The sequence below is a fragment of the Sulfitobacter sabulilitoris genome, from assembly GCF_005887615.1.
GTDB lineage: Bacteria > Pseudomonadota > Alphaproteobacteria > Rhodobacterales > Rhodobacteraceae > Sulfitobacter_E > Sulfitobacter_E sabulilitoris.
Map to the genome: position 1 here is coordinate 1,095,032 of NZ_VANS01000001.1, position 22,199 is coordinate 1,117,230.

The 22,199-nt window shown below is 65.3% G+C and carries 19 protein-coding genes; 6 read left to right on the top strand and 13 right to left on the bottom strand.

The window, feature by feature from the left end; all coding sequences use genetic code 11:
- Positions 1-24 precede the first annotated feature (24 nt).
- From argE to FDT80_RS05215, 3 genes are read right to left on the bottom strand one after another with little or no spacing between them, the layout of a single operon-like run.
- Positions 25-1,188 (bottom strand): acetylornithine deacetylase, encoded by a 1,164-nt coding sequence (gene argE, locus FDT80_RS05205; protein ID WP_138661145.1) that lies wholly within the window; start codon positions 1,186-1,188, stop codon positions 25-27.
- Positions 1,185-1,895 (bottom strand): SDR family NAD(P)-dependent oxidoreductase, encoded by a 711-nt coding sequence (locus FDT80_RS05210; RefSeq protein WP_138661146.1) that lies wholly within the window; start codon positions 1,893-1,895, stop codon positions 1,185-1,187. The genes argE and FDT80_RS05210 overlap by 4 nt, the downstream gene beginning before the upstream one ends.
- Before the next feature lie 7 nt (positions 1,896-1,902).
- Positions 1,903-3,735: an ABC transporter ATP-binding protein gene (locus tag FDT80_RS05215; protein ID WP_138661147.1), complete on the bottom strand. Its 1,833-nt coding sequence runs from the start codon at positions 3,733-3,735 to the stop codon at positions 1,903-1,905.
- 291 nt (positions 3,736-4,026) lie between these two features.
- Here FDT80_RS05215 and FDT80_RS05220 point away from each other — a divergent pair, with 291 nt between their 5' ends.
- The 3 genes from FDT80_RS05220 (at position 4,027) to FDT80_RS05230 (ending at position 7,870) form a co-directional block, all read left to right on the top strand.
- Positions 4,027-5,748, top strand: a complete 1,722-nt coding sequence (locus FDT80_RS05220) for a peptide ABC transporter substrate-binding protein (RefSeq protein WP_138661148.1) — start codon at positions 4,027-4,029, stop codon at positions 5,746-5,748.
- Positions 5,749-5,877: 129 nt separating this feature from the next.
- The gene (locus FDT80_RS05225; RefSeq protein ID WP_138661149.1) at positions 5,878-6,885 is read left to right on the top strand and encodes an ABC transporter permease; all 1,008 of its coding nucleotides are present in this window, start codon (positions 5,878-5,880) and stop codon (positions 6,883-6,885) included.
- Positions 6,878-7,870: an ABC transporter permease gene (locus FDT80_RS05230; RefSeq protein ID WP_138661150.1), complete on the top strand. Its 993-nt coding sequence runs from the start codon at positions 6,878-6,880 to the stop codon at positions 7,868-7,870. The genes FDT80_RS05225 and FDT80_RS05230 overlap by 8 nt, the downstream gene beginning before the upstream one ends.
- A 57-nt stretch (positions 7,871-7,927) precedes the next feature.
- On the opposite strand, the gene FDT80_RS05235 is transcribed toward FDT80_RS05230, so the two are convergent.
- Positions 7,928-9,211 carry a DUF3422 family protein gene (locus FDT80_RS05235; protein ID WP_138661151.1) on the bottom strand — a complete coding sequence of 428 codons (1,284 nt, stop codon included), beginning with the start codon at positions 9,209-9,211 and terminating at the stop codon, positions 7,928-7,930.
- 256 nt (positions 9,212-9,467) lie between these two features.
- Between FDT80_RS05235 and FDT80_RS05240 the strand changes: the two genes are divergently transcribed.
- Positions 9,468-10,856: an MATE family efflux transporter gene (locus FDT80_RS05240; RefSeq protein WP_138661152.1), complete on the top strand. Its 1,389-nt coding sequence runs from the start codon at positions 9,468-9,470 to the stop codon at positions 10,854-10,856.
- Between the two features lie 73 nt (positions 10,857-10,929).
- Here the strand turns inward: FDT80_RS05240 and FDT80_RS05245 are convergent, their stop codons facing one another.
- From FDT80_RS05245 to FDT80_RS05255, 3 genes are all read right to left on the bottom strand, one after another.
- Positions 10,930-11,355: an ACT domain-containing protein gene (locus FDT80_RS05245; RefSeq protein ID WP_342777637.1), complete on the bottom strand. Its 426-nt coding sequence runs from the start codon at positions 11,353-11,355 to the stop codon at positions 10,930-10,932.
- A 157-nt stretch (positions 11,356-11,512) separates the two neighbouring features.
- Entirely contained in the window at positions 11,513-12,961 is a 1,449-nt protein-coding gene (locus tag FDT80_RS05250; protein ID WP_138661153.1) for an NAD(P)(+) transhydrogenase (Re/Si-specific) subunit beta, read from the bottom strand.
- A 13-nt stretch (positions 12,962-12,974) separates the two neighbouring features.
- Positions 12,975-14,549 carry a Re/Si-specific NAD(P)(+) transhydrogenase subunit alpha gene (locus FDT80_RS05255; protein WP_138661154.1) on the bottom strand — a complete coding sequence of 525 codons (1,575 nt, stop codon included), beginning with the start codon at positions 14,547-14,549 and terminating at the stop codon, positions 12,975-12,977.
- Positions 14,550-14,950: 401 nt separating this feature from the next.
- Here FDT80_RS05255 and FDT80_RS05260 point away from each other — a divergent pair, with 401 nt between their 5' ends.
- On the top strand, positions 14,951-15,703 hold the full coding sequence (locus FDT80_RS05260) for an SDR family NAD(P)-dependent oxidoreductase (RefSeq protein ID WP_138661155.1): 753 nt from the start codon (positions 14,951-14,953) through the stop codon (positions 15,701-15,703).
- A gap of 156 nt (positions 15,704-15,859) precedes the next feature.
- Positions 15,860-16,426, top strand: coding sequence for an REP-associated tyrosine transposase (locus tag FDT80_RS05265; RefSeq protein ID WP_138661156.1), 567 nt, complete (start codon positions 15,860-15,862; stop codon positions 16,424-16,426).
- A gap of 3 nt (positions 16,427-16,429) precedes the next feature.
- Here the strand turns inward: FDT80_RS05265 and FDT80_RS05270 are convergent, their stop codons facing one another.
- The 6 genes from FDT80_RS05270 to FDT80_RS05295 form a co-directional block, all read right to left on the bottom strand.
- Complete coding sequence (locus tag FDT80_RS05270) at positions 16,430-17,206, bottom strand: gamma-glutamyl-gamma-aminobutyrate hydrolase family protein (RefSeq protein WP_138661157.1); 777 nt, start codon at positions 17,204-17,206, stop codon at positions 16,430-16,432.
- Positions 17,207-17,326: 120 nt separating this feature from the next.
- On the bottom strand, positions 17,327-17,752 hold the full coding sequence (locus FDT80_RS05275) for a GlcG/HbpS family heme-binding protein (protein WP_138661158.1): 426 nt from the start codon (positions 17,750-17,752) through the stop codon (positions 17,327-17,329).
- A gap of 88 nt (positions 17,753-17,840) precedes the next feature.
- On the bottom strand, positions 17,841-20,078 hold the full coding sequence (locus FDT80_RS05280; RefSeq protein ID WP_138661159.1) for a malate synthase G: 2,238 nt from the start codon (positions 20,076-20,078) through the stop codon (positions 17,841-17,843).
- 106 nt (positions 20,079-20,184) lie between these two features.
- Positions 20,185-20,337, bottom strand: coding sequence for a DUF2256 domain-containing protein (locus FDT80_RS05285; RefSeq protein ID WP_138661160.1), 153 nt, complete (start codon positions 20,335-20,337; stop codon positions 20,185-20,187).
- Entirely contained in the window at positions 20,337-21,869 is a 1,533-nt protein-coding gene (locus FDT80_RS05290; RefSeq protein WP_138661161.1) for an FAD-binding domain-containing protein, read from the bottom strand. Before FDT80_RS05290 ends, FDT80_RS05285 begins: the two co-directional genes overlap by 1 nt.
- A gap of 42 nt (positions 21,870-21,911) precedes the next feature.
- Positions 21,912-22,118 carry a hypothetical protein gene (locus tag FDT80_RS05295; protein WP_138661162.1) on the bottom strand — a complete coding sequence of 69 codons (207 nt, stop codon included), beginning with the start codon at positions 22,116-22,118 and terminating at the stop codon, positions 21,912-21,914.
- Positions 22,119-22,199: the final 81 nt, after the last annotated feature.

Genomic DNA, 22,199 nt, shown 5'->3' on the forward strand with positions numbered 1-22,199 from the left:
GTGCGGGGGCGCGGCGGGCCGGCATCAGCCCTGCAACCGCTCGATCAGCCGCCGCATGAAGGCGTGCCCCGCCTCGAATTCGGACTTGTCGATATACTCGTTCGGCTGATGCGCCTGCTCGATGCTGCCCGGGCCGCAGATCACGGCGGAATAGCCCGCCTCCTGGAACTGACCCGCCTCGGTGCCGTAGCTGACCACGTGGCCCGCGTTGTCGCCCGTCAGCATCCTGACCATTGTTTCCGCCTCGCCCTCCGCCTCGGGTTTGAGGCCCGGCACGTCGAAGCGGCGCGTGACCTCGATCGAGGTCTCGGGCACCACGGCTTGCATCAGCGCCTCGATCTCGGCCGCCTTTGCACGATAGGCGGCTTCCCACTGCGCCTTGTCCTCGCCGGGCACGACCCGGAAATCCATCGCAAAGCGGCAATCCTTGGCGGTGATGTTATGCGCTGTGCCGCCGTCGATCATGCCGACGTGGCAGGTGGTGAAGGGCGGGACGAACATCGCGGCCGTGTCGCTGGGCGTGGCGGCCATGTTGGCGGCGTTCATGTCGTTGGCCCAGTCGATCAGCTTGGCGCCATACATGATCGCGTTGACGCCGGTATGCAAAAGCGAGGAATGGACCTCGAAGCCCTTGATATGCGTGTTGAACCCGGTGCCGCCCTTGTGCCCCGTCACCGCCTTCATCAGCGACGGCTCGCCCACGATGACCATCGAGCCCTTGGGCAAGACGGGCTGCATCGCCTCGATCATCGGCGGCGCCCCGGTGCAGCCGACCTCCTCGTCGAAACTCAGCGCGATCTGCAAGGGGCGCCTGATCCCTGCGTGATGCGCCTCGACCAGTGCCCAGATCGCCAGCGCGTCGAACCCCTTCATGTCGCAGGTGCCGCGCCCGAAATACCTGCCGTCGCGCTCGACCACCTCGAAAGGGTCGGTATCCCATGGCTGGCCATCGACCGGCACCACATCCGTGTGCCCAGACAGCACCACGGCCCCTTTCTCCCACGGGCCGACGTGGGCAAACAGTGCATGTTTGGGCTGCTCGGGGTCGATGTAGCGGTGGCTTTCGATGCCGTGGCCCGCCAGATAATCCGCCACCCAGTCGATCAACGGGATGTTGGTATCGCGGCTAACAGTGGGAAAGCCGACCAGCTTGGTCATAAGCTCCAGCGGCGTCATGCGGTCGGTCATAATCTGTATCCTCCTGATACGGTCAGCACTTCGCCGGTCACACAGGCGGACTGTTCGCCCGCCAGATAGCGCACTGCGGCGGCAATGTCATCGGGGGTCGCAAGACGCCCCAGCGCGGTCAGATCGACAAAGGCCTGCGTCAGCGCCGCATCGCGGGGGTCTTCGGGTCTGTTGACCGCACCGGGGGCCACGGCATTCACGCGGATGCCGCGCGGGCCTAGCTCCTTGGCCATGGCGCGGGTCCACAGGTCGAGCGCGGCCTTGCTGGCCCCGTACATCGCCGCCCCCTTGGGCGGCAGAACGGCGTTGACCGACGAGATGCACACGATCGCGGCCCCTGCGCCCAGATACGGCAGGGCAGCGGACAAAAGGCCGTGCGGCGCGATCACGTTCACGTCGAAAATCGCACGATACGCATCCTGGTCGAAGGCATCGACCGGCGATGGCTCCAGCACGCCCGCGTTGTTCACGATCACATCCAGTCTTCCGAACCGGTCGATCACCGCGGCCATGACCGCTGCCGGGCTGGCCGGATCGCGCAGATCGGCGCGGATGGCCAGGGCACCGTCCGGCAGCCCCTCGGGCGCGCTGTCGAAACAGGTGATCGCGACGGCGTGGTCGCGCGCGAGGTCGGCCGCAATGGCCCGCCCGATCCCGCGCGCGCCGCCGGTGATCAGGGCAACCCTGCGCGATGCGGTCGGTGTCATCGGGCCCTTAATATCCGCTGTCGGTTTCGAGCACGAAATGACCCGGCTCGACCTCGGCATAGCGCGACGGTTCGGCCGCGTAGGTCGTCGGATGGATGGGCGACGGAATCGGTTTGAAGTTGAGGTCCTTCTCGTCCTTGCGCTTGCGCGGATCGGCGATCGGCACCGCCTTCATCAGGGCCTGCGTATAGGGATGCTGCGGGTTTTCGAACACCCGGCGGCGCGGGCCAAGCTCCACGATGCGCCCCAGGTACATCACCCCGACATGGTGGCTGACCCGTTCGACAACGGCCATGTCGTGACTGATGAACAGATAGGATATGCCCAGTTCGGCCTGCAGTTCCATCATCAGGTTCAGCACCTGCGCCTGCACCGACACATCAAGCGCGCTCACCGCCTCGTCGGCGATGATCAGCTTGGGGTTCAGCGCCAGCGCGCGGGCAATGGCGACGCGTTGCCGCTGCCCGCCGGACAGTTCGTGCGGATAGCGGCGCATGAAGCTGCGCGGCAACTCGACACGGTCGAACAGCATCTTGACCCGGTCGATCACGTCGCCGCCCTTGAGCGTGGCGAAATTGTGGATCGGCTCGGCCACCTGGTCGGACAGCTGCATCTGCGGGTTAAGCGACGCAAACGGATCCTGGAAGATCATCTGCATGTCGAGCCGCGCCGTCCGCAAAGCCTTGGTATCCAGCGCCATGATGTCGGTATCGCCCAGCATCACATGGCCCGAATTCGGCTCGACCAGCCGCAGGATCGACCGTCCGGCGGTGGATTTGCCGCAACCCGATTCCCCGACAAGGCTCAGCGTCTGACCCTTGTTGATGGTGAACGACACGTCCTCGACCGCGTGCACGTTGGCGACGGTGCGGCGGAAAAAGCCCCCCTTCACCGGGAACCGCGTGGTCAGGTTCTCCACCCTCAACAGCACCTCGTCGGTGCCCGCGATGGGCTTGATCTCGTCGCCCGCCGTTCCCAGCAGCTTCATCGGCTCGGGCAGGTCCTTGCCGGTCATCTCGCCCAGTTTCGGCACGGCCGCCAGCAGCGCCTTGGTATAGGGGTGCTGGGGGGCCTCGAAAATCTGCTCGACGGGGCCTTCCTCGACCTTGTTGCCGCGGAACATCACGACCACGCGGTCGGCCATCTGCGCCACCACCGCCATGTCATGCGTGATGAACATCACCGCCGTGCCCGTTTCACGCTTGAGCCGGTCGATCAGCGCGAGGATTTCCGCCTGGATCGTCACGTCGAGCGCGGTCGTGGGTTCGTCCGCGATCAAAAGACGCGGCGAGCAGGCCAGCGCAATGGCGATGACCACACGCTGCCGCATCCCGCCCGACAATTCGTGCGGGTATTGCCGCAGGCGGCGCTCAGGCTCCGGAATGCGCACCTCGCGCAACAGCTCCAGCGCGCGCGCCTCGGCCTGCGACTTGCTCATGTTCTTGTGCAGCCGCAGGCCTTCGGTCAACTGCCGGCCCACCGTGAACACCGGGTTCAGCGCGGTCATCGGCTCCTGAAAGATCATCCCGATCTCGTTGCCGCGAATGCCGCGCATCTTGTCCTGATCGGTTTCGGCCAGATCGATCCGATCGCCGTTGCGGCGGTCGAACAGCAGCTTGCCGCCCGCGATCTCTCCGCCGCCGAATTCCACCAGCCGCATAAGCGACAGCGACGACACCGATTTGCCCGACCCCGATTCTCCCACGACACAGACCGTCTCGCCCGCCGCGATCTCGAACGACACGTCCTCGACGCCGACCACGGGCCCATCCTTGGTCTGAAACTCGACCCTCAGCCCCTGGATCTGCGCAATGGGTTCGGCGGTGTGCTGATCGAGCATGAGATGTCCTATCCGGTGGGCTTGGGCGGTGCGATGCGCGACGCTAAGGCCAAGTCTTGGGCACTGTCAAACCCCGCGGACGGTTTCCCGAGGGCAAGCGATCACAAGGGTTGCAATTTTTGGAAAAACTGCTTCGATATGCGGCATGCGTCTTGGGGGCGGGCCAAATTACGTCGATTTTTCGATGTGTTATGTGGCAAAGTTCCAGTTCCCCCAATACGTTAACAAACAGTGCCCGACCGTAAATGCGGCACGTCACGTGACATTCAGATGTCCAACATGGAGTATGACATGAAACTCAAGACCCTACTGATGGGGGCGATCGCGACAACCGCACTCGTCCCCGCCGCCTTTGCCGCCGGGCACGAAGGCGAGCGTGGCCGCGACGGCCAGGTCAATATCATTTATTGGCAGGCGCCTTCGATCCTGAACCCGTACCTGTCGGGCGGTACAAAGGACATCGAATCCGCATCGCTGGTGATCGAACCGCTGGGCCGCTACGACGAAAACGGCGCGCTGGTGCCCTATCTGGCCGCTGAAATCCCCACCGTCGAAAACGGCGGCGTGAGCGAAGACCTGACATCGATCACCTGGAAGCTGAAAGAGGGCCTCGTGTGGTCCGACGGCACGCCGGTCACATCGGCGGACGTGAAATTCACCGCCGACTACTGCATGCACCCTGAAGGCGGCTGTGCGCAGGGCGCGAAATTCGATGGCGTTACCAACGTCGAGGCGATTGACGATCTGACCATCAAGGTCACGTTCAGCCAGCCTCAGCCGAACCCCTACGGCCCCTTCATGGGCGGCCAGTCGCCCATCATCCAGGCCGCGCAGTTCGCCGATTGCCTTGGTGCCAAGGCGCCCGAGTGCACCGAGGCCAACTTCAACCCCATCGGCACCGGTCCCTTCGTGGTCACGGATTTCCGTCCCAACGACGTGATCCAGATGGAAGCCAACCCCAACTTCCGCGAAGAGGGCAAGCCGGCCTTCGCCTCGCTCACCTTCAAAGGTGGCGGCGATGCGACGGCGGCGGGCCGCGCGGTGATGGAGACAGGCGAATTCGACTACGCCTGGAACATGCAGCTTGCGCCCGACGTTCTTGCCAAGATGGCCGAGGGCGGCAAAGGCACGCCGATCGCGGCCTTCGGTACGCTGGTCGAGCGGATTGAAATGAACCTGACGAACCCGTCGCCCGACCTGCCGCCGGAAACCCGCGCCACCGTGGCGGAGCCGCACCCGATCCTGTCGGACGAGCGTGTCCGCCGTGCGCTGTCGATGGCCATCGACCGTGAACTGCTGGTCGAAGTGGGCTATGGTCAGGCCGGTCGCCCGACCTGTAACCTCGTTCCCGCGCCCGCGCTCTACGCCTCCGACAACACGGAGTGCCTGACGCAGGATCTGGACGGCGCCCGCGCGCTGCTGGACGAGGCCGGCTGGACCGACAGCGATGGCGACGGTGTGCGCGACAAGGACGGCATGAAGCTGTCGCTGCTCTACCAGACATCGACCAACGCCGTACGCCAGGACTTCCAGGCCCTGATCAAGGATTGGTGGAGCCAGATCGGCGTCGAAACCGAGCTGCGCAACCTCGATGCGTCGGTGTTCTTCGGGGGTGACCCCGGATCGCCCGACACGTTCCAGAAGTTCTATGCGGACGTGGAAATGTACGCCAACAACTTCGACGGCACCGATCCGCAGGCCTATCTGTCGGCCTATCGCTGCGGCAACGAGCCCAAGCCCTCGAGCCAGTGGCAGGGTGAGAACATCAACCGCTTCTGCGACCCCGAGTACGACGCGCTGCTGGACGAACTGGCCCGCACCGGTGAACTCGACAAGCGCGGCGAGATCGCCAAGAAGCTCAACGACATGCTGACCAAGGACAGCATGACGATCGTTCCGCTGGTCGACCGTGGCCGCGTGTCGGCGGCCTCCAACACGCTGGGCGGCGTGATCCTGAACACCTGGGATTCCGAGCTTTGGAACGTGGCGGACTGGTATCGCATCAAGGAATAAGGGACCGACCCCGGGGGGCCGCGTGTTGCCACGCGGTCCCCTGCCTTCTTCCATGGGCAAGGCGCATCGGTTCTTCGCGGTGCCTTGCCTGACCTGTTTTCCCAAGACTGACGTACAAAGGCGTAGTAGATGCTGACCTTCACGATACGACGACTGGTCCTGTCGATCCCGACGCTTTTGTTCATCAGCCTGGTCATTTTCATGCTGCTGCAACTGGCCCCCGGCGACCCGATGGCGCAGGTGCCGCTGACCGTTCCGCCCGAAGTGAAACAGAAGATGCGCGAGGCGCTTGGCCTGGGGGCACCGGTGCATGTCCAGTACTGGAAATGGCTGGTGCAGTTCTTCTGGATCGAACCGCAGGTGCTGATCGACCACTGGTTCGGCACCGCCCTGTCCGAAGGCAAGCTGCGCGTCATCAGCTGGCAGACCCGCAGCCCGGTGATGGACATCGTGATGCAGCGGATGCCGCAGACGCTGTGGGTCGTGGGAATGTCCTATGTCGTCGGCATCCTGATCGCCCTGCCGATCGGCATCTATTCGGCCTACCGGCAATATTCAGTCTTTGACCAGGTCGGCACCTTCGTGTCGATGATCGGCTTTTCGGTGCCGCCGTTTTTTTCAGGCGTCGTGGTCATCGTCCTGTTTTCGGTGCAGCTTGGCTGGTTCCCGTCGATCTACGACACCACCCATGTCGTTACCGACTGGGACAGCTTCGTGATCCAGTTCAAGCAGATGATCATGCCCGTGATGGTGCTGGCGTTGCAGACCACGGCCCAGATCAGCCGCTTCATGCGCGCCTCGATGCTCGACAACCTCAACCAGGATTACGTGCGCACCGCCCGCGCCAAGGGCCTGCGCGAAAGCGCGGTGGTGCTGGTGCATGTTTTGCGCAATTCGATGATCCCGGTGATCACGGTCATCGCCTTGGGCATTCCGGGGATCTTCGGCGGCGCGATCATCACCGAGACACTCTTCAAGGTGAACGGCATCGGCCAGCTTTTGTTGACCGCGCTCTTTGCCAACGACCTGCCGATGGTCATGACCCTGACCTTCATCTTCGCCATCCTGATCGTGCTGTTCAACCTGATCGCGGATGTGCTTTACGGCGTGCTTGACCCAAGGATCCGCTATGACTGATCAATCCGTAAACGCCGCCGCCACCGAGATGGAGCTCTACGGCGCGCTCAAGGACAAGGAACCGCCCAAGGAGCCGCGCAGCCAGTGGCGCGACGTCTGGGACCAGTTCAAGAAGCACAAGGGCGCGCTGATCGGCGGGGGGTTCTTGCTGTTCATCACGCTGTTCGTGCTGGTCGGGCCCTACATCTGGCAGATCGACCCGAAAAAGCTCGATATCCGCAACAAGGATCTGCGCCCGATCTACACCTTGCTGTGGGATGGCGACGCGCGCACCCTGTGGTCGCGTCCCTTTGGCACCGACAACCTGGGCCGCGACATCATGGCGACGCTGATCGCCGGCGGCCGCGCGTCAATGGCCGTGGGCTGGATGGCGATGGTCCTGTCGCTGGTCATCGGAACGGCCGTCGGCGTGTTCGCGGGCTATTTCAAGCGGCTGGACGGCATCCTGATGCGTCTGACGGACCTGTTCCTGTCGCTGCCCATCCTGCCGCTGCTGCTGGTCGCGGTCACGCTCTTTCGCCAACCGCTGCGCGCGGCACTGGGCCCCGAGGGCGGCATGTTCATCCTGATCGTCGGTGTCATCGGCCTGACCTCGTGGATGCCCACCGCGCGGATCGTGCGGGGCGAGATCCTGGCGCTCAAGGAACGCGAATTCATCCTCGCCGCCCGCTCCATCGGCACCACGTCCTCGGCGATCATTCGACGGCACCTGTTGCCCAACGTGGTGTCGCCCATCATGGTCTCGGCGACGCTGGGCCTCGCCGTGGCGATCATCACCGAAAGCGCGCTGTCGTTCCTGGGCGTCGGTTTCCCGTCGGACTTTCCCACCTGGGGCAAGCTTCTGTCGGACGCGGTGCCGCGCATGACCGAGTTTCCCGAACGCGTGATGCTGCCCGGCATCCTGATCTCGCTGACGGTTCTGAGCGTGAACTACCTGGGCGACGGTCTGCGCGACGCGCTGGATCCGCGTATTCGCGGACGCTGAAACCCCGCCTGCCCGCCGTGCGCGCCCGACACCGGGGCGCGGCGGGCGCGCATCGCGCTATTCGACCGAAGCGCGCAGTCGCCGGATCATCCACCACACCAGCAAGACCACAGGCAGGGTGACAAGCGCTGTCAGCATCCCTTTGCTGACCCCCACCGCGTCGGTCAGCGGATAGAGCAGATACCCCGCCAGCGACACCGCGTAATAGCTGATCGCCACCACCGACAGCCCTTCGACCGTGCGCTGCAGACGCAGTTGCAGGTCAGAGCGCTTGTCCATGCTCTCCAGCAGCGCCTGGTTCTGCGCCGAGCGTTCCACATCGACCCGCGTGCGCAACAGGTTCGAGGCGCGGATCGACCGGTTGGACATCGCGGCCAGCCGACCTTCGGCGGATTTGACGGTGCGCATCGCCGGCTCGTAGCGGCGCATCATGAATTCGCCAAAGCTTTGCCGGCCTTGGAAACGCGCCTCGCGCAGGGCCTCGATCCGCTGGTTCACGATCGCCTCGTAGGCGCCCGTCGCGCCAAAACGGAACGACGACTTGGCCGACAGCGTCTCAAGCTCCGCCGAGATCGTCAGCAAATCGTGCAGGGTCCGTTCCGCAGGGGCGCTTTCGTCGGTCATGGCGCTCATCAGACCGGTAAGCCGCGTATCGAGCGTGTTCAGCTTGGGCTGCAGGGATCGCACACGCGCAAAGCCGAGCATCGACATGCTTTTGTAGGTCTCGATCTCGCACAGGCGTTGAACGATGCGCCCGGTTCGCCGGGCGCCGGTGCCGGGGCTGACAAACACCGCAAAACGCATGTGCCCCGAGGTATCGATGCGGAAATCGCCCGCCACGATGGCGTGATCGTCCAGAACGCAGGACACCGCGAGGCTCTCCGAGACGAACCAGTCCTCCAACCGCTCCGTCACCTCGGCGTCGGCAGCGGGACGTTCGACCACCTGCATCACCACCGATGTGATCCGCTGACCCGGCGCATCGTCAAGCCACTCGGAGGGAAAGATGTCGAACACCGAGGGGTCGAACACACGTTCCCCGTTTGCGGTTGAAAACGCCGTATAGGTCACGAATTCAGTGTGTTGTTCCCATTTCAGCCAATGCTTGCCGATCTGCCCGTACCAATGCGTCGCCCCCGGCTGCGGATGCGATGCGCCATGCCGGTCCAACAACCGCGTCAGATGCGCCAGGTCGACGCTCCGGTCGCGGCTGACGGCATCGTTGGGTTGCTTGAACGCCAGATACGCGGCGGCACAGGGCGCCGTCATCGACGGAAAAGGGCGCGCATGCAGTTCGTTTGCCAGTTTGTACCGCAGGGGATGATCGGTGATGGGCGACATTCTCAAGCTCCGTTGTTGCAGTCAGACTTAGCCGGCTGCGCCCGCAAGTCAACAAATTTAACATTCTTTATCAATGCGTTATGTGAATGCAATGGTATACCGCGCCGATCGTGCCGCAGAATCCGGCCCTGAAAGGCCGCGCGCCGCCACACCGGCGCAGGGCCGCGGTGCGATGGCGGGCTGGGCGATGGGGGTCGGCGCGCTATATCGTGCGCGTGGCCATGGCAGGCCGCTGACCCCACGCAAAGGCGGACCAATGGCTGACAAGACATCCCAAGACCTGACCACCGGCCCGGTGTGGCGCGCGCTGGCCACCATGTCCGCCCCGATGAGCTTTGGCATCTTCGCGGTACTCAGTGTCGGTCTGGCCGATGCCTATTTTCTCGGTCAGGTGGGCGGCGCGGCGCTGGCGGCGGTCGGCTTCATCTATCCGGTCACGACCGCGGTCACCTCGCTGTCCATCGGGCTGAGCGCCGGGGCGAATGCCGCCCTCAGCCAGGGCGTGGGCCGCGGCGACAGCGACGACGACACCCGGCGGCTGGGACTTCATGCCATCGGCCTCGGCCTGATCCTGTCGGGCCTCGTGGCGCTGGGTGTCTGGGCGGTCTATCCCCTTTTGTTCGGCGCGATGGGGGCCAGCGGCAACGTGATGCCGCAGATCGCCGGGTACATCCCGGTCTGGGCGGTCAGCTTTCCGTTTCTGGTGGTGATGATGATCACCAATTCGGTATTTCGCAGCCATGGCGACAGCCTGACGGCGGCCTGGATCATGGTGCTGGCGGCGGTGGTGAACGTCGGTCTCGATCCGCTGCTGATCTTTGGACTGTGGGGCCTGCCCGAAATGGGCACCCAAGGGGCCGCCACGGCCACCCTGATCGGGCGCGTGATCGCCGTGGTGCTGGCGCTGTTCATCGCGTGGCGGCGCGGTTTGCTGGGGGTCTGCGGCAACGTGCTTGACGGCGCGCTGGCCTCGGCGCGCAAGATCCTGAGCGTCGGCCTGCCGGCGTCCTTTTCCAACGCGATCAACCCGGCCGGCATGGCACTGGTCACGGCAGCTGTGGCGACGGTGGGCGAAACGGCGGTAGCCGGGTTCGGCGCGGCCACGCGGGTGCAGTCGATGGCGCTGGTGCCGCTGCTGGCGCTGTCCGCGGGGATCGGCCCGGTGGTGGGCCAGAACTGGGGCGCCGAGGCCCGGAGCCGGGCGCAGGACGCCACGCAACTGGCGTTCTGGATCTGCCTGGGCTACGGCGCGCTGGTCGCGCTGGTGCTGGGTGTCTTTGCCGGACCCATCGCCGGGCTGCTGGCCTCGGGCCCCGAGGATGCCGCCTTTGCCGCGACCTACCTGCGCTGGGTCGGGGCGACGCTGTTCGGCTACGGAATCATCGTGGTGGCCAACGCGGCGATGAACGCGCGCGACAAGGCGCTGTGGTCCATGTCGCTGAGCCTGGGGCGGATCTTCGTGATCTACCTGCCGCTGGCCTGGATCGGGGCGCTGACGCTGGGCTATCCTGGCATCATCGCCGCCGCGGTGCTGGCCAATGTGCTGGCCGCCTGGGGCGGAGTGGTGGCCGCCAAGGCGACAGGGCTGGTGCGACTGGAAATCGCGCTGGTGGACGGACCGCGAAAGCTGGTCCAGCCAGAGTGATTGAGCCACCGGGTCAGCGCGTGCCCGCAAAGCGGGACGCCTGAGCGTCGATCGGCGCAGGACCGTCCCCGCGCTAGGCGTCTCTGGCCGCCTGATCCTGCAACACGGTCAGGATTTGCAATGCCCGGTCGTGCATCTTTGTCGGCACGAACAGGTGGTCGTGGTGAAATGCCGCGACCATGTTGCAGGGAATGGCGTTATCCCCCAGCGCCGTTGACACCGCCGACGTGAGCCCGACCCCATCCAGCGAGGAATACACGTTGAGCGTGATGCAGCGCATCGGCTGATCGACGCTCAAGCTGGCTCCCCGGGCTGTCTCGACCGGAATGATCAACGACATCCCTTCGTCTTCCTTGAAGAATGAAATCGCCTCGGAGGACAGTGACGCGGCAAGAGCGGGGTCAGCGACGGTCACAAAAACAAATTCGCCCGACCGCACCGTCGGCGTCATCCCGGAGACCATCTCCTGCGCCGTTCGAGAGATTTCAGGCATTCGCATGATCCGCTTTTGTGTGACGCCCAAGCATCGCAGCGTTTCCGGGTGCCCGCAACGCCCAGCACGGTCGCTGCGGTCGCAAAACTCCCCCGGCCACCCGCGCACGAAAAAGCCCCGCACGGGTGGTGTGGGGCTTTTCCATATCTGCCTGTCGGGCCGCTTAGTCGATCAGCGGCAGCAGCTTGTTCAGGCTGTCCTTGGCATCGCCATAGAACATGCGCGTGTTCTCCTTGAAGAACAGCGGGTTCTCGATACCCGAATACCCCGTGCCCTGACCCCGCTTGGAGACGAACACCGTCTTGGCCTTCCAGCATTCCAGCACCGGCATCCCGGCGATGGGGCTGTTGGGGTCGTCCTGTGCGGCGGGGTTCACGATGTCGTTCGACCCGATCACGATGGCGACGTCCGTGTTGGGGAAGTCCTCGTTGATCTCGTCCATCTCCAGCACGATGTCATAGGGCACCTTGGCCTCGGCCAGCAGCACGTTCATGTGGCCCGGCAGACGCCCCGCCACGGGGTGAATGGCAAAGCGCACGTTCTTGCCCTTGGCGCGCAACTTCTTGACCAGTTCGCTGACCGCCTGCTGCGCCTGTGCCACCGCCATGCCGTAGCCGGGGATGATGATGACGCTGTCGGCCTCGTTGAGGGCCTGGGCAACGCCGTCGGCCTCGATCGCGACCTGCTCGCCCTCGACCTCCATCTGCGGGCCCGAGGTGCCGCCAAAGCCGCCAAGGATCACGCTGACGAACTTGCGGTTCATCGCCTTGCACATGATGTAGCTCAGGATCGCACCGGAGGAGCCCACGAGCGCGCCCGTGACGATCAGCAGATCGTTGCCCAGCGTGAAGCCGATGGCCGCCGCCGCCCAGCCCGAGTAGCTGTTGAGCATTGACACCACGACCGGCATGTCCGCGCCGCCGATGCCCATGATCAGGTGCCAGCCGATAAAGCCCGCGATCAGCGTGACCAGCACCATCGTCCAGATGCCCGCCCCGTTGAAATACAGCAGGCCAAGCAGGATCGACGCCGCCAGCGCGGTCGCGTTCAGCATGTGGCCGCCCGGCAGCTTGCTGGGCTTGCCGTCGACCTTGCCCGCCAGTTTGCCGAAGGCGATGACCGATCCGGTAAAGGTCACCGCACCGATGAAGATGCCCAGGAACACCTCGACCTTGAGGATCGCGATTTCCACCGCATCCTTTTTCCAGAGCTGTTCGCCGAACCCCGTCAGGTCCGCATCGGCGATGTTCACGCCGCTGTCGCGCAGCGCCACGACCGAACTGAGCATCATGTCGGCATTCAGCCCGATAAAGACCGCTGCCAGACCGACGAAGCTGTGCAGCGCCGCCACAAGCTGCGGCATTTCGGTCATCTGGACCTTGCCCGCCACGTAGTAGCCCGCGAACCCGCCCGCCGCGATGGCGATCAGGATCAGCAGCACGTTGCTGACACCGGGGCCAAAGACGGTGGCAAAGACCGCCACCCCCATGCCCACGATGCCGTACCAGACCGCGCGCTTGGCGCTTTCCTGGTTGTTCAGCCCGCCAAGGCTGAGGATGAAGAGAACCGACGCCGCGATGTAGGCGGCAGACGTCAAACCAATCGAAAACATCAAGACGTCTCCCTTACGACTTCTGGAACATGGCGAGCATCCGCCGCGTCACGAGAAAGCCCCCCACGATATTGATGGAGGCAATCAGCACCGAGATGAAGGCGAGCAGAACCACCAGCAGGTTGCCTGAGCCGACCTGTAGCAGTGCGCCGAGAATCACGATGCCGGAGATGGCGTTGGTCACGGCCATCAGCGGCGTGTGCAGGCTGTGCGCCACGCCCCAGATCACCTGGAAGCCCACGAAACACGCCAGCGCGAAGACGATGAAGTGCTGCATGAAGCTGGCGGGTGCAAAGGCCCCGATCAGTAGCATCACCGCACCGCCGATGGCAAGCAATGTGACCTGGCTCTTGGTCTGTGCCTTGAAGGCGGCCACTTCGGCGGCGCGCTTTTCCTGCGGGCTCAGTTCCTTGGCCTTTTCCTTTTTGGGGGCCGCCGCGATCGCGGCCACCTTGGGCGGCGGCGGCGGGAATGTCACCTCGTGGTCATGGGTGATCGTCGCGCCGCGGATCACGTCGTCTTCCATGTCGTGATCGATCTTACCGTCCTTGCCGGGCGTCAGATCGGTCAGCATGTGACGGATGTTGGTTGCATAAAGCGTGGAGGCCTGCGTCGCCATCCGGCTGGGGAAATCGGTGTAGCCGATGATCGTCACGCCGTTCTCGGTCACGACCTTCTCGTCCATCCTGGTCAGCTTGCAGTTGCCGCCCTTCTCCGCCGCCAGATCGACGATGACCGATCCCGCCTTCATCGACGCGACCATATCCTCGGTCCAAAGCTCGGGCGCTTCGCGGTTGGGGATCAGCGCGGTGGTGATCACCACGTCCATGTCAGGCGCCAGTTCGCGGAACTTGGCCAGTTGCGCCTCGCGGAATTCCGGCGAGGACACGGAGGCATAGCCGCCCGATGCCGACCCGTCCTGCTGCTCTTCCTCAAAGTCGAGGAACACGAACTCGGCGCCCATGCTCTCGACCTGCTCGGCCACTTCGGGGCGCACGTCAAAGGCATAGGTGATCGCGCCGAGGCTGGTGGCCGTGCCGATCGCGGCAAGCCCCGCAACACCCGCGCCCACGACCAGAACCTTGGCCGGGGGCACCTTGCCCGCCGCCGTGATCTGACCGGTAAAGAAGCGGCCGAAGTTGTTGGCGGCCTCGACCACCGCGCGGTAACCCGCGATATTGGCCATCGACGACAGCGCGTCCATCTTCTGGGCACGCGATATGCGCGGCACCATGTCCATCGCGACGACGGTCGCGCCCTTCTTGGCGGCGGCCTCCATCAGATCGGTGTTGCCGGCGGGATTGAACATCGAAATCAGGGTCTGACCCTCGCGCAGGCGCTTGACCTCGGTGTCGCTGGGGGCGCGCACCTTGGTCACGACGTCGGCGGCCTTCCAGAGCGCGGCGGCCGTCTTGGCGATTTCGACACCGGCCTCCTTGTAATCCTCGTCGGAAAAGCCGGCATCCGCTCCGGCGCCCGTCTCGATGATGCACTCATGCCCGAGTTTTTGCAGCATCCGGGCGCTGTCGGGCGTCATCGCAACGCGACGCTCGCCCTCGATTGTTTCTTTTGGTGTCCCGATCTTCACGTCGATCCCCCCAGTTATGGTCAATATGGGCGCTAGATGGTGCGCGGTGCAGGACTGTCCACTACCCGCTGAGGGGGTCGGACACAAGCACCACGACCCCTTCGCCACGCAATTTCTGGAAAGGTTCAAGGCCCGGATGCGCAGTTTTTGTGCGATTTGGAAAGAACTGTGGCCGACATGCCGCGCTGCAGATCTTTGTGTGCATGGATGCGCAAATCACCAGGCGCCTTGAGGTCGCGTCGGACCGAACAGCGCGTTGACCGGCGCGGCGCCGATGATCCGGGCGCCGACCCGTCCCGCCTGCCCGGTCACGCCACCGAACCGGCCCGCGCCGCCACGGCAGCGCTTGCGCCTGCCGCCGTGCCGCCTAAGCTGCCGCCAGCAAACAGGGAGAGACGGACATGACACTGACAGGAAAACACGCGCTGGTCACCGGCGGCGGCACCGGTATCGGGCTCGCCATCGCACGCGATCTGGCGGCCAAGGGGGCGCAGGTCACCATCACCGGCCGTCGCCAAGAAGTGCTGGACGCGGTCGCGGGCGACGGACTCTTCGGCTTGGCGATGGACGTGCGCGACGAGGACGACGTCGTATCCAAGATCGCCGCGGCGGTCGAGGCGCGCGGCCCGATCCAGATCTGCGTCGCAAACGCCGGCATCGCCGAAGGCAAATCCCTGCTCAAGACCGACATGGCGTTCTGGCGCAACATGATGGCCACGAACCTCGACGGCGCCTTTCTGACAATCCGGGAATCGCTCAAGTCGATGTGCGAAACGGACTGGGGTCGGGTCATCGCGGTGTCCTCGATGGCGGGCATCCGCGGGCTGCCGGGGGCCGCGTGCTATACCGCCTCGAAACACGGGCTGGTCGGCCTGATCCGCGCGCTGAGCGAGGATTACATCGCCAAGCCCTACACCTTCAACGCGCTCTGCCCCGCCTATGTCGACACCCCCATCGTGACGCGCAACACCGTCTCGATCTCGCAGCGCGCCGGGCTGTCCGAGGACAAGGCCCGCGACGTGATGGTCAACGCCAACCGCCACAAGCGCCTGATCACACCCGAAGAGGTCGCGGCGGCGGCAAGCTGGCTGGTCTCGCCCGGATCGGAGAGCGTGAACGGTCAGACCATAGAAATCGCCGGCGGCCAGATGTAGCGAGCGATCCGGGGGGGGGGGCGGCGACCAGCGGCGGGTCGCCCCCATCCTCCCCCCCGCGCCCCGGCCCGCAGAGTCATCAGTCGATCCCGCCGACGCTGGCGGCCGTTGCGGCATTTACCATCCGTTAACCAAGGCGCGGCTAGGCTGGCCACCATGTCCGATGTCATTCCCCCCAAGGCCCGCGGCGCGGCGCATTTCTTCACCGTCCGCCTCAGGGACCCCTCCAGCGATCTTCTGGTGCGCGAGGTCGCCCGCCTGCGGCAAGCCACGCGCATGACCCGCGCGCGCTATCCCTTCGACATCGACGCGATCGTCGTTCTTCCGGGCACCGTGCACACGCTGTGGTCCGTGCCCGCCGACGACAATGACATTTCGCACCGCTGGACCCTGCTGAAATCGCTGTTCTCGCGCGGTCTGCGCGGCGCGGCGAATCGCACGCCCGCCCAGGCGCTGCGCGGCGACAAGGCGATCTGGCAGCGCCGCATCTGGCACCACGTGATCCGCGACAGCGACGATCTTGAACGACACCGCAGGATGATCCACGCAGCCCCGGTTCAGGCCGGATTGGTCGCGCGCCCGCAGGACTGGCTGTTCACCTCCCTGCACCGCGACCTAGCCCTCCGGCACCGGGAGGACACCCCTGCCGCGCCACCGCCGTTCAGCCGGATGCGCAATAAGACGGTCGCATCGCGCCCTGCGGCCACGTCACCCGCGCAGTGACCCTCAGACGACCGCCGCCGGCACCGCGCCCTGCCCCTTGGCCCAGGCCCGGACGGCATCCCCGAACGCGGTGAACAACGGGCGCGAAACCGGGTCGTTGGCCGCATCCCATTCCGGATGCCACTGCACCGCCAGGGTGAACCCCGGCGCATCCTTGACGTAAATCGCCTCCGGCGTGCCATCCGGAGCATGCCCGTCCACCACGACGCCGGCGCCCGGCGTCTTGATGCCCTGACCGTGCAGGGTGTTGGTCAATACCTCCGGCGCGCCCATCAGCCGGTGAAACACCCCGCCGTCGCAAAACCGGACCGTGTGGCGCAACTCGAACTTCTCCTCCAGTGTGCCGTCGGGCGGCATACGGTGGTTCATACGCCCCGGCAAATCGCGGATTTCGGGATAAAGCGTCCCGCCCATGGCCACGTTCACCTCCTGAAAGCCCCGGCAGATGCCCAGGATCGGCTGCCCCCGCGCCACACAGGCACGGATCAGCGGCAGCGCGATGGCATCACGGTCGCGATCGAACGCGCCATGCGCCTCCGTCTCGGCCTCGCCGTATTCCGCCGGATGAACGTTGGGCCGCCCGCCGGTGAACAAAAACCCGTCGCAGCGCGCCAACAGATCCTCGACCGAGACATATCGCGGATCGGTGGGGATCAGCAGCGGCAGACACTGCGCGACCTGCGCCACCGCCTCCGAATTCATCGTCCCACCCGTATGGACAGGATACTGATCGTTCATCAGATAGCGGTTGCCGATGATTCCAACAATGGGACGTGCCATGACAGGGGGGCCTTCAGTTGTGCGTTCGCGCCACTATACAGAGGCCGAAAACCGGTGAACAGCCTCTTGCCGCACAGCACCCCCTGCACCCGCGCCCACCTCCGGCGCGCGGCGCTGGCCTCAGATCTCGCCCTGAAGCCCTGCCGCCTCGATCCCCGCCACTGCCGCCAGCACATCGTTGTCGGACGTGTCGCCGGTCACGCCGACCGCGCCGATCACCGCGCCCTTCTTGTCGCGCAGCAGCACACCGCCCGGCACCGGCACGACCTGCCCGCCATAGACACCGTTGACCGCCGCCATGAAATAGGCCTGCGCCTCGGCCCGCGCCATCTGCGCCGTGCCCGCCATTCCCAGCATGACCGCGCCATAGGCCTTGCCCTGCGCGATCGCAAAGCGCCCCGGCGCCGCGCCGTCCTCCCGCTCGAAGGCCTGCACATGGCCGCCCGCGTCCAAAACAACCACCGACAGCGGCTTCAGCTCCAGCTCGCGGCCCTTCTCCAGCGCCTTGCGAATGATCGTGCGTGCTTTTCTCAACGATATGGTCATCTTGGTCGTCCCCTTGCTTCTTTGGGTCTAAAATACTCTAGGGGGAGTGTGAGGGGGCAGACGGCCCCCTCACCCCCGCAACCGGCGCTCAGCCCGCCGCCTTCAGTTCCAGCCGACGCGCATGCAGCACCGGTTCGGTATAGCCCGACGGCTGTTCGCGTCCCTTGAACACCAGATCGCAGGCCGCCTTGAACGCGATCCCGTCGTATCCCGGCGCCATCGCGCGATAGGCGGCATCGCCCGCATTCTGCCGGTCCACGACCTCCGCCATTTTTTTCATCGCGTCCATCACGCGGTCCTCGCTCACCACGCCGTGGTGCAGCCAGTTCGCCAGGGCCTGCGCCGAGATCCGGCAGGTCGCGCGGTCTTCCATCAGGCCGACGTCGTGGATATCGGGCACCTTGGAACAGCCCACACCCTGATCGACCCAGCGCACCACGTAGCCAAGGATGCCCTGCGCGTTGTTCTCGATCTCCTGCACGATCTGGTCGTCGCTCAGGTTCTGCCCCGCCATCACCGGAATGGTCAGCAGGTCGTCCAGCGTGCCGCGCGCGCCGCCGGCCTTGATGTCCGCCTGACGCGCAAGCACGTCGACCTGGTGATAGTGCATCGCATGCAATGTGGCCGCCGTGGGCGACGGCACCCATGCGCAGTTGGCGCCCGCCTTGGGGTGGCCGATCTTCTGCTCCAGCATGTCGGCCATCCGGTCGGGCATCGCCCACATCCCCTTGCCGATCTGCGCGCGGCCCTGCAACCCGCAGGCAAGGCCGATATCGACATTCCGGTCCTCGTAGGCGGCGATCCAGGGCGTCGATTTCATCTCGCCCTTGGGCACCATCGGCCCAGCCTCCATCGAGGTGTGGATCTCGTCGCCGGTACGGTCCAGAAAGCCGGTGTTGATAAAGGCCACCCGCGATTTCGCCGCGCGGATACATTCCTTGAGATTGACCGAAGTGCGCCGCTCCTCATCCATGATACCCAGCTTCACGCTGTTGACCGGCAGCCGCAGCACGGTCTCAACGCGGGTAAAGATCTCGTCGGCAAAGGCCACTTCCTCGGGGCCGTGCATCTTGGGCTTGACCACATAGACCGATCCGGCAACGGAATTGCGCATCCCGCCTTCCTTGCGCAGGTCGTGCATCGCGATCAGCGTGGTGATCATCGCATCCATCAGGCCTTCGCCCACCTCCTGGCCGTCGCGGTCGCGCACGGCGGGATTGGTCATCAGGTGGCCGACGTTGCGGATCAGCATCAGCGCGCGGCCCTTGACGCTGACCTCGCCGCCCTGCGGCGCGGTATAGCGGCGATCGGGGTGCATGGTGCGCGTCATGCTCTGGCCGCCCTTCTCAAAAGTCTCGCTCAGGTCGCCGCGCATCAGGCCCAGCCAGTTCGAATAGGCCACCACCTTGTCCTCGGCATCCACCGCGGCGACGCTGTCCTCGCAATCCATGATCGTCGACAGCGCCGATTCCAGCCAGACATCGGCGACATGCGCCGGATCGTTCTGCCCGATGGGATGCGTGTCATCCACACGAATCTCGACATGCAGGCCATTGTTGCGCAACAGGATCTTGCTGGGCGCCTCGGGCGGTCCCTCGTAGCCCACGAACTGTTCCGGATCGGCGAGGGAAATGCCGTGATGCACGTCCGGCGTGCTGCCCGAGGGGCGATCGCTTTGCGATTTGCGGGTCGCATCCGCGGCACGCCAGTCCTCGGAATTCAGGATGATCCCCTCAAGCCCCTGTTCGGTCACGCGGTAGCCCACAAGCTGGGCATGGCTGCCCGACACCAGCGGCGCCGCCTCGTCGAGGAACGCCTTGGCGCGGGCCACGACCCGCGCGCCGCGGTCGCTGTCATAGCCCTTGCCCCCAGGCAGATCGCCCAGCGCGTCGGTGCCGTAGAACGCATCGTAAAGCGACCCCCAGCGCGCGTTGGCGGCATTCAGGGCAAAGCGCGCATTGGTGATCGGCACGACAAGTTGCGGACCCGGCACTTGCGCGATCTCAGGATCGACATGGGTTGTCGTGATCTCGAAATCGGGGCCTTCCTCGACCAGATAGCCGATTTCGCGCAGGAACGCCGTGTAGGCCTGCGCGTCATGCGGTTGGCCGCGGTGGTCGATATGCCACTGGTCGATCTTGGACTGGATGTCCTCCCGCTTGGCCAGAAGCGCGCGGTTGCGCGGGCCGAACCCATGCACCAGGTCCGAAAACCCCGACCAGAAGCGATCCGCCTCGACGCCGGTGCCCGGCAGGGCATGGTCCTCGATGAAGCTGGCAAGCTGCGGGTCCACCTCCAGGTCGCTTCGTTTCACAAAATCGGTCATGGCTGGCCGTCTCCCTCTGGTCCGGTCTGAATGTTGCGGGCAGATGTAGGACGTTTGTTTCCGATAGGCAACAAATTTTGGTAAGAAGATATTACCAATCCGTACATCAGGACGATTTAGGCCGCGCACGGCGGCACCGGTCAGAGCAATAGCGCACCTCGTCCCAGACCTTTTCCCACTTCTTGCGCCAGGTGAACGGGCGGCCGCAAGTGGCGCAGAGTTTGCTGGGCAAGTCGGATTTCCGGGTCATGCGCGGCATCAGAAATCGAACCCCTGCTGGCGCGGATCCGCCGTGCCGGAGGACGGCGCGGCGCGTTTGCGCTGCTTCTGTGCGCGGTCGTCGACGAAATGGCCCGCGCTGTCCTTGCGGCTGGCGTGCGCGTGCACGATGCGTCCGGCTTCGCTGCGAAACCCCGGTGCCTTGCGCAGCGCCCAGACCCTGTCACGCGCCGCGCGGGCCGCGTCGGCGACATCCACGATCGGCTCCGGATAGGACCGGCCCAGCAGCCTGCCGGCGCCGTCCCACCGCCAAGGCCGGTGAAGATGTCGGTCCGGCACCTCGGCCAGTTCGGGCAGCCAGCGCCGGGTGAACGCGCCGTCGGGGTCCTGGTCCTGCCCCTGTTTGACTGGATTGTAGATGCGCGGTGTGTTGATGCCGGTGGTGCCCGCCTGCATCTGCATCTGCGGCCAGTGGATACCGGGGTCGTAATCGGTGAACAGCCGCGCCAGATGCGGCCCGGTGCTGCGCCAGTCCAGCCACAGGTGATAGGACGCGACCGACACCAGCATCGCGCGCATCCTGAAATTCAGCCACCCGGTGCCGCGCAGCGACCGCATGCAGGCGTCCAGAAACGGCAGACCCGTCTCGCCCCTCTCCCATGCCGCCAGCCGCGCGGCATCGGGCACGCGCGGGCGCATCTCTTCATAGGCAGAGTGCAGGCACTGCGTCTCGATCCGCGGCGCGTCCTCCAGCTTTTGCGTGAAATGATCCCGCCACGCTAGGCGCGCCTCGAAGCTCTTGATCGATCCGCTCCAGCCCGACCGCGTGCCTTTGACCTGTGCCGCGCGGGCGCGGGCCGCCTGCGCCGCCTCGCGCACGGACAGCGTGCCAAGGGCCAGATGCGGCGACAGGCGCGAACAGGCATCCCACCCGGTCAGCGGCGACGACATGGCGCGGCGGTAGTCGCGTCCCCGCACGGACAGGAAACTGCTCAGGCAGGCTTCGGCGGCGCGCCGCCCGCCGGACTGGCGCTGCGGACACGGGTCAGGGGCACAGAGATCGGGAATGTCGTCCGAGCGCAGCGGTGCCGCCGCCTCGATCCGGATCGGTTGGGTTTGGGGCTGCGCGACAAAGGCATTGCGCCGCGCCGCCCAACCGTCGCGCCCGTTCAGCCGGCGCACCACGCCGGACTGGGCGAATTCCTCCCATGCTACGCCATTCGCCCGCGCCCACAGGGCGACGCGGCGGTCACGCGCATAGGACCATCCGTTGCCGGTTTCCTCGTGGCTGACCATGCGCCGCGCGCCGGTTTCCTGTCGCAGGCGCTCCAGCACCTCGACCGCATCGCCGACGCGCAGGCAAAGCGTTGCGCCCAATTGGTGCAGGTGTTGGCGCAGATCGCCCAGGCTCTCGCGCAGAAACGCGAAATGACGGCCGGAGCTGTCGCTCTGCCGCCACGCGTCGGGCTCGATGATATAGACCGGACAAACCGCCCCCTGCCGCGCCGCGGATGCAAGCGCAGGATGATCGCTTACCCGCAAATCCCGTTTGAACCAGACCAGTGTCGTCATGGATCACAAGGATAGGCCGCGCGGCGCGCGCGGCCAGCGCAATCACTCCGTCGCGGTGGTCGCGGCGGGGGCGTCCGCGCCATTGGCGTTCGTCACCGCATCGGCGTCGTCTTCGTCGGCATTGCCCAGCACATAGGCGATCAGGGCGACAATCATAATGCCACCAAACACGACGGCGGCACCGACACCCAGAAGCGACGGCGCGTGGCGGGATTTCTGTTTCTCGATATTGGTGTTCGGGGCTGACATGAGCATCTCCTTGTCGTCGTCATTTTGTCGTCGTCATCGCGTGATCCGCCTGCCCTGCGGGCAAGCGTCGCGACCCGCTTG

What these genes read in the sequence shown, in the direction of transcription:
- FDT80_RS05295 (WP_138661162.1), bottom strand. Translation starts at nt 22,118, where the DNA reads ATGTCAGCCCCGAACACCAATATCGAGAAACAGAAATCCCGCCACGCG.
- FDT80_RS05230 (WP_138661150.1), top strand. Translation starts at nt 6,878, where the DNA reads ATGACTGATCAATCCGTAAACGCCGCCGCCACCGAGATGGAGCTCTAC.
- FDT80_RS05215 (WP_138661147.1), bottom strand. Translation starts at nt 3,735, where the DNA reads ATGCTCGATCAGCACACCGCCGAACCCATTGCGCAGATCCAGGGGCTG.
- FDT80_RS05235 (WP_138661151.1), bottom strand. Translation starts at nt 9,211, where the DNA reads ATGTCGCCCATCACCGATCATCCCCTGCGGTACAAACTGGCAAACGAA.
- FDT80_RS05250 (WP_138661153.1), bottom strand. Translation starts at nt 12,961, where the DNA reads ATGTTTTCGATTGGTTTGACGTCTGCCGCCTACATCGCGGCGTCGGTT.
- FDT80_RS05290 (WP_138661161.1), bottom strand. Translation starts at nt 21,869, where the DNA reads ATGACGACACTGGTCTGGTTCAAACGGGATTTGCGGGTAAGCGATCAT.
- FDT80_RS05275 (WP_138661158.1), bottom strand. Translation starts at nt 17,752, where the DNA reads ATGACCATATCGTTGAGAAAAGCACGCACGATCATTCGCAAGGCGCTG.
- FDT80_RS05285 (WP_138661160.1), bottom strand. Translation starts at nt 20,337, where the DNA reads ATGCCGCGCATGACCCGGAAATCCGACTTGCCCAGCAAACTCTGCGCC.
- FDT80_RS05280 (WP_138661159.1), bottom strand. Translation starts at nt 20,078, where the DNA reads ATGACCGATTTTGTGAAACGAAGCGACCTGGAGGTGGACCCGCAGCTT.
- FDT80_RS05210 (WP_138661146.1), bottom strand. Translation starts at nt 1,895, where the DNA reads ATGACACCGACCGCATCGCGCAGGGTTGCCCTGATCACCGGCGGCGCG.
- FDT80_RS05260 (WP_138661155.1), top strand. Translation starts at nt 14,951, where the DNA reads ATGACACTGACAGGAAAACACGCGCTGGTCACCGGCGGCGGCACCGGT.
- FDT80_RS05265 (WP_138661156.1), top strand. Translation starts at nt 15,860, where the DNA reads ATGTCCGATGTCATTCCCCCCAAGGCCCGCGGCGCGGCGCATTTCTTC.
- FDT80_RS05240 (WP_138661152.1), top strand. Translation starts at nt 9,468, where the DNA reads ATGGCTGACAAGACATCCCAAGACCTGACCACCGGCCCGGTGTGGCGC.
- FDT80_RS05245 (WP_342777637.1), bottom strand. Translation starts at nt 11,355, where the DNA reads ATGCGAATGCCTGAAATCTCTCGAACGGCGCAGGAGATGGTCTCCGGG.
- argE (WP_138661145.1), bottom strand. Translation starts at nt 1,188, where the DNA reads ATGACCGACCGCATGACGCCGCTGGAGCTTATGACCAAGCTGGTCGGC.
- FDT80_RS05220 (WP_138661148.1), top strand. Translation starts at nt 4,027, where the DNA reads ATGAAACTCAAGACCCTACTGATGGGGGCGATCGCGACAACCGCACTC.
- FDT80_RS05225 (WP_138661149.1), top strand. Translation starts at nt 5,878, where the DNA reads ATGCTGACCTTCACGATACGACGACTGGTCCTGTCGATCCCGACGCTT.
- FDT80_RS05270 (WP_138661157.1), bottom strand. Translation starts at nt 17,206, where the DNA reads ATGGCACGTCCCATTGTTGGAATCATCGGCAACCGCTATCTGATGAAC.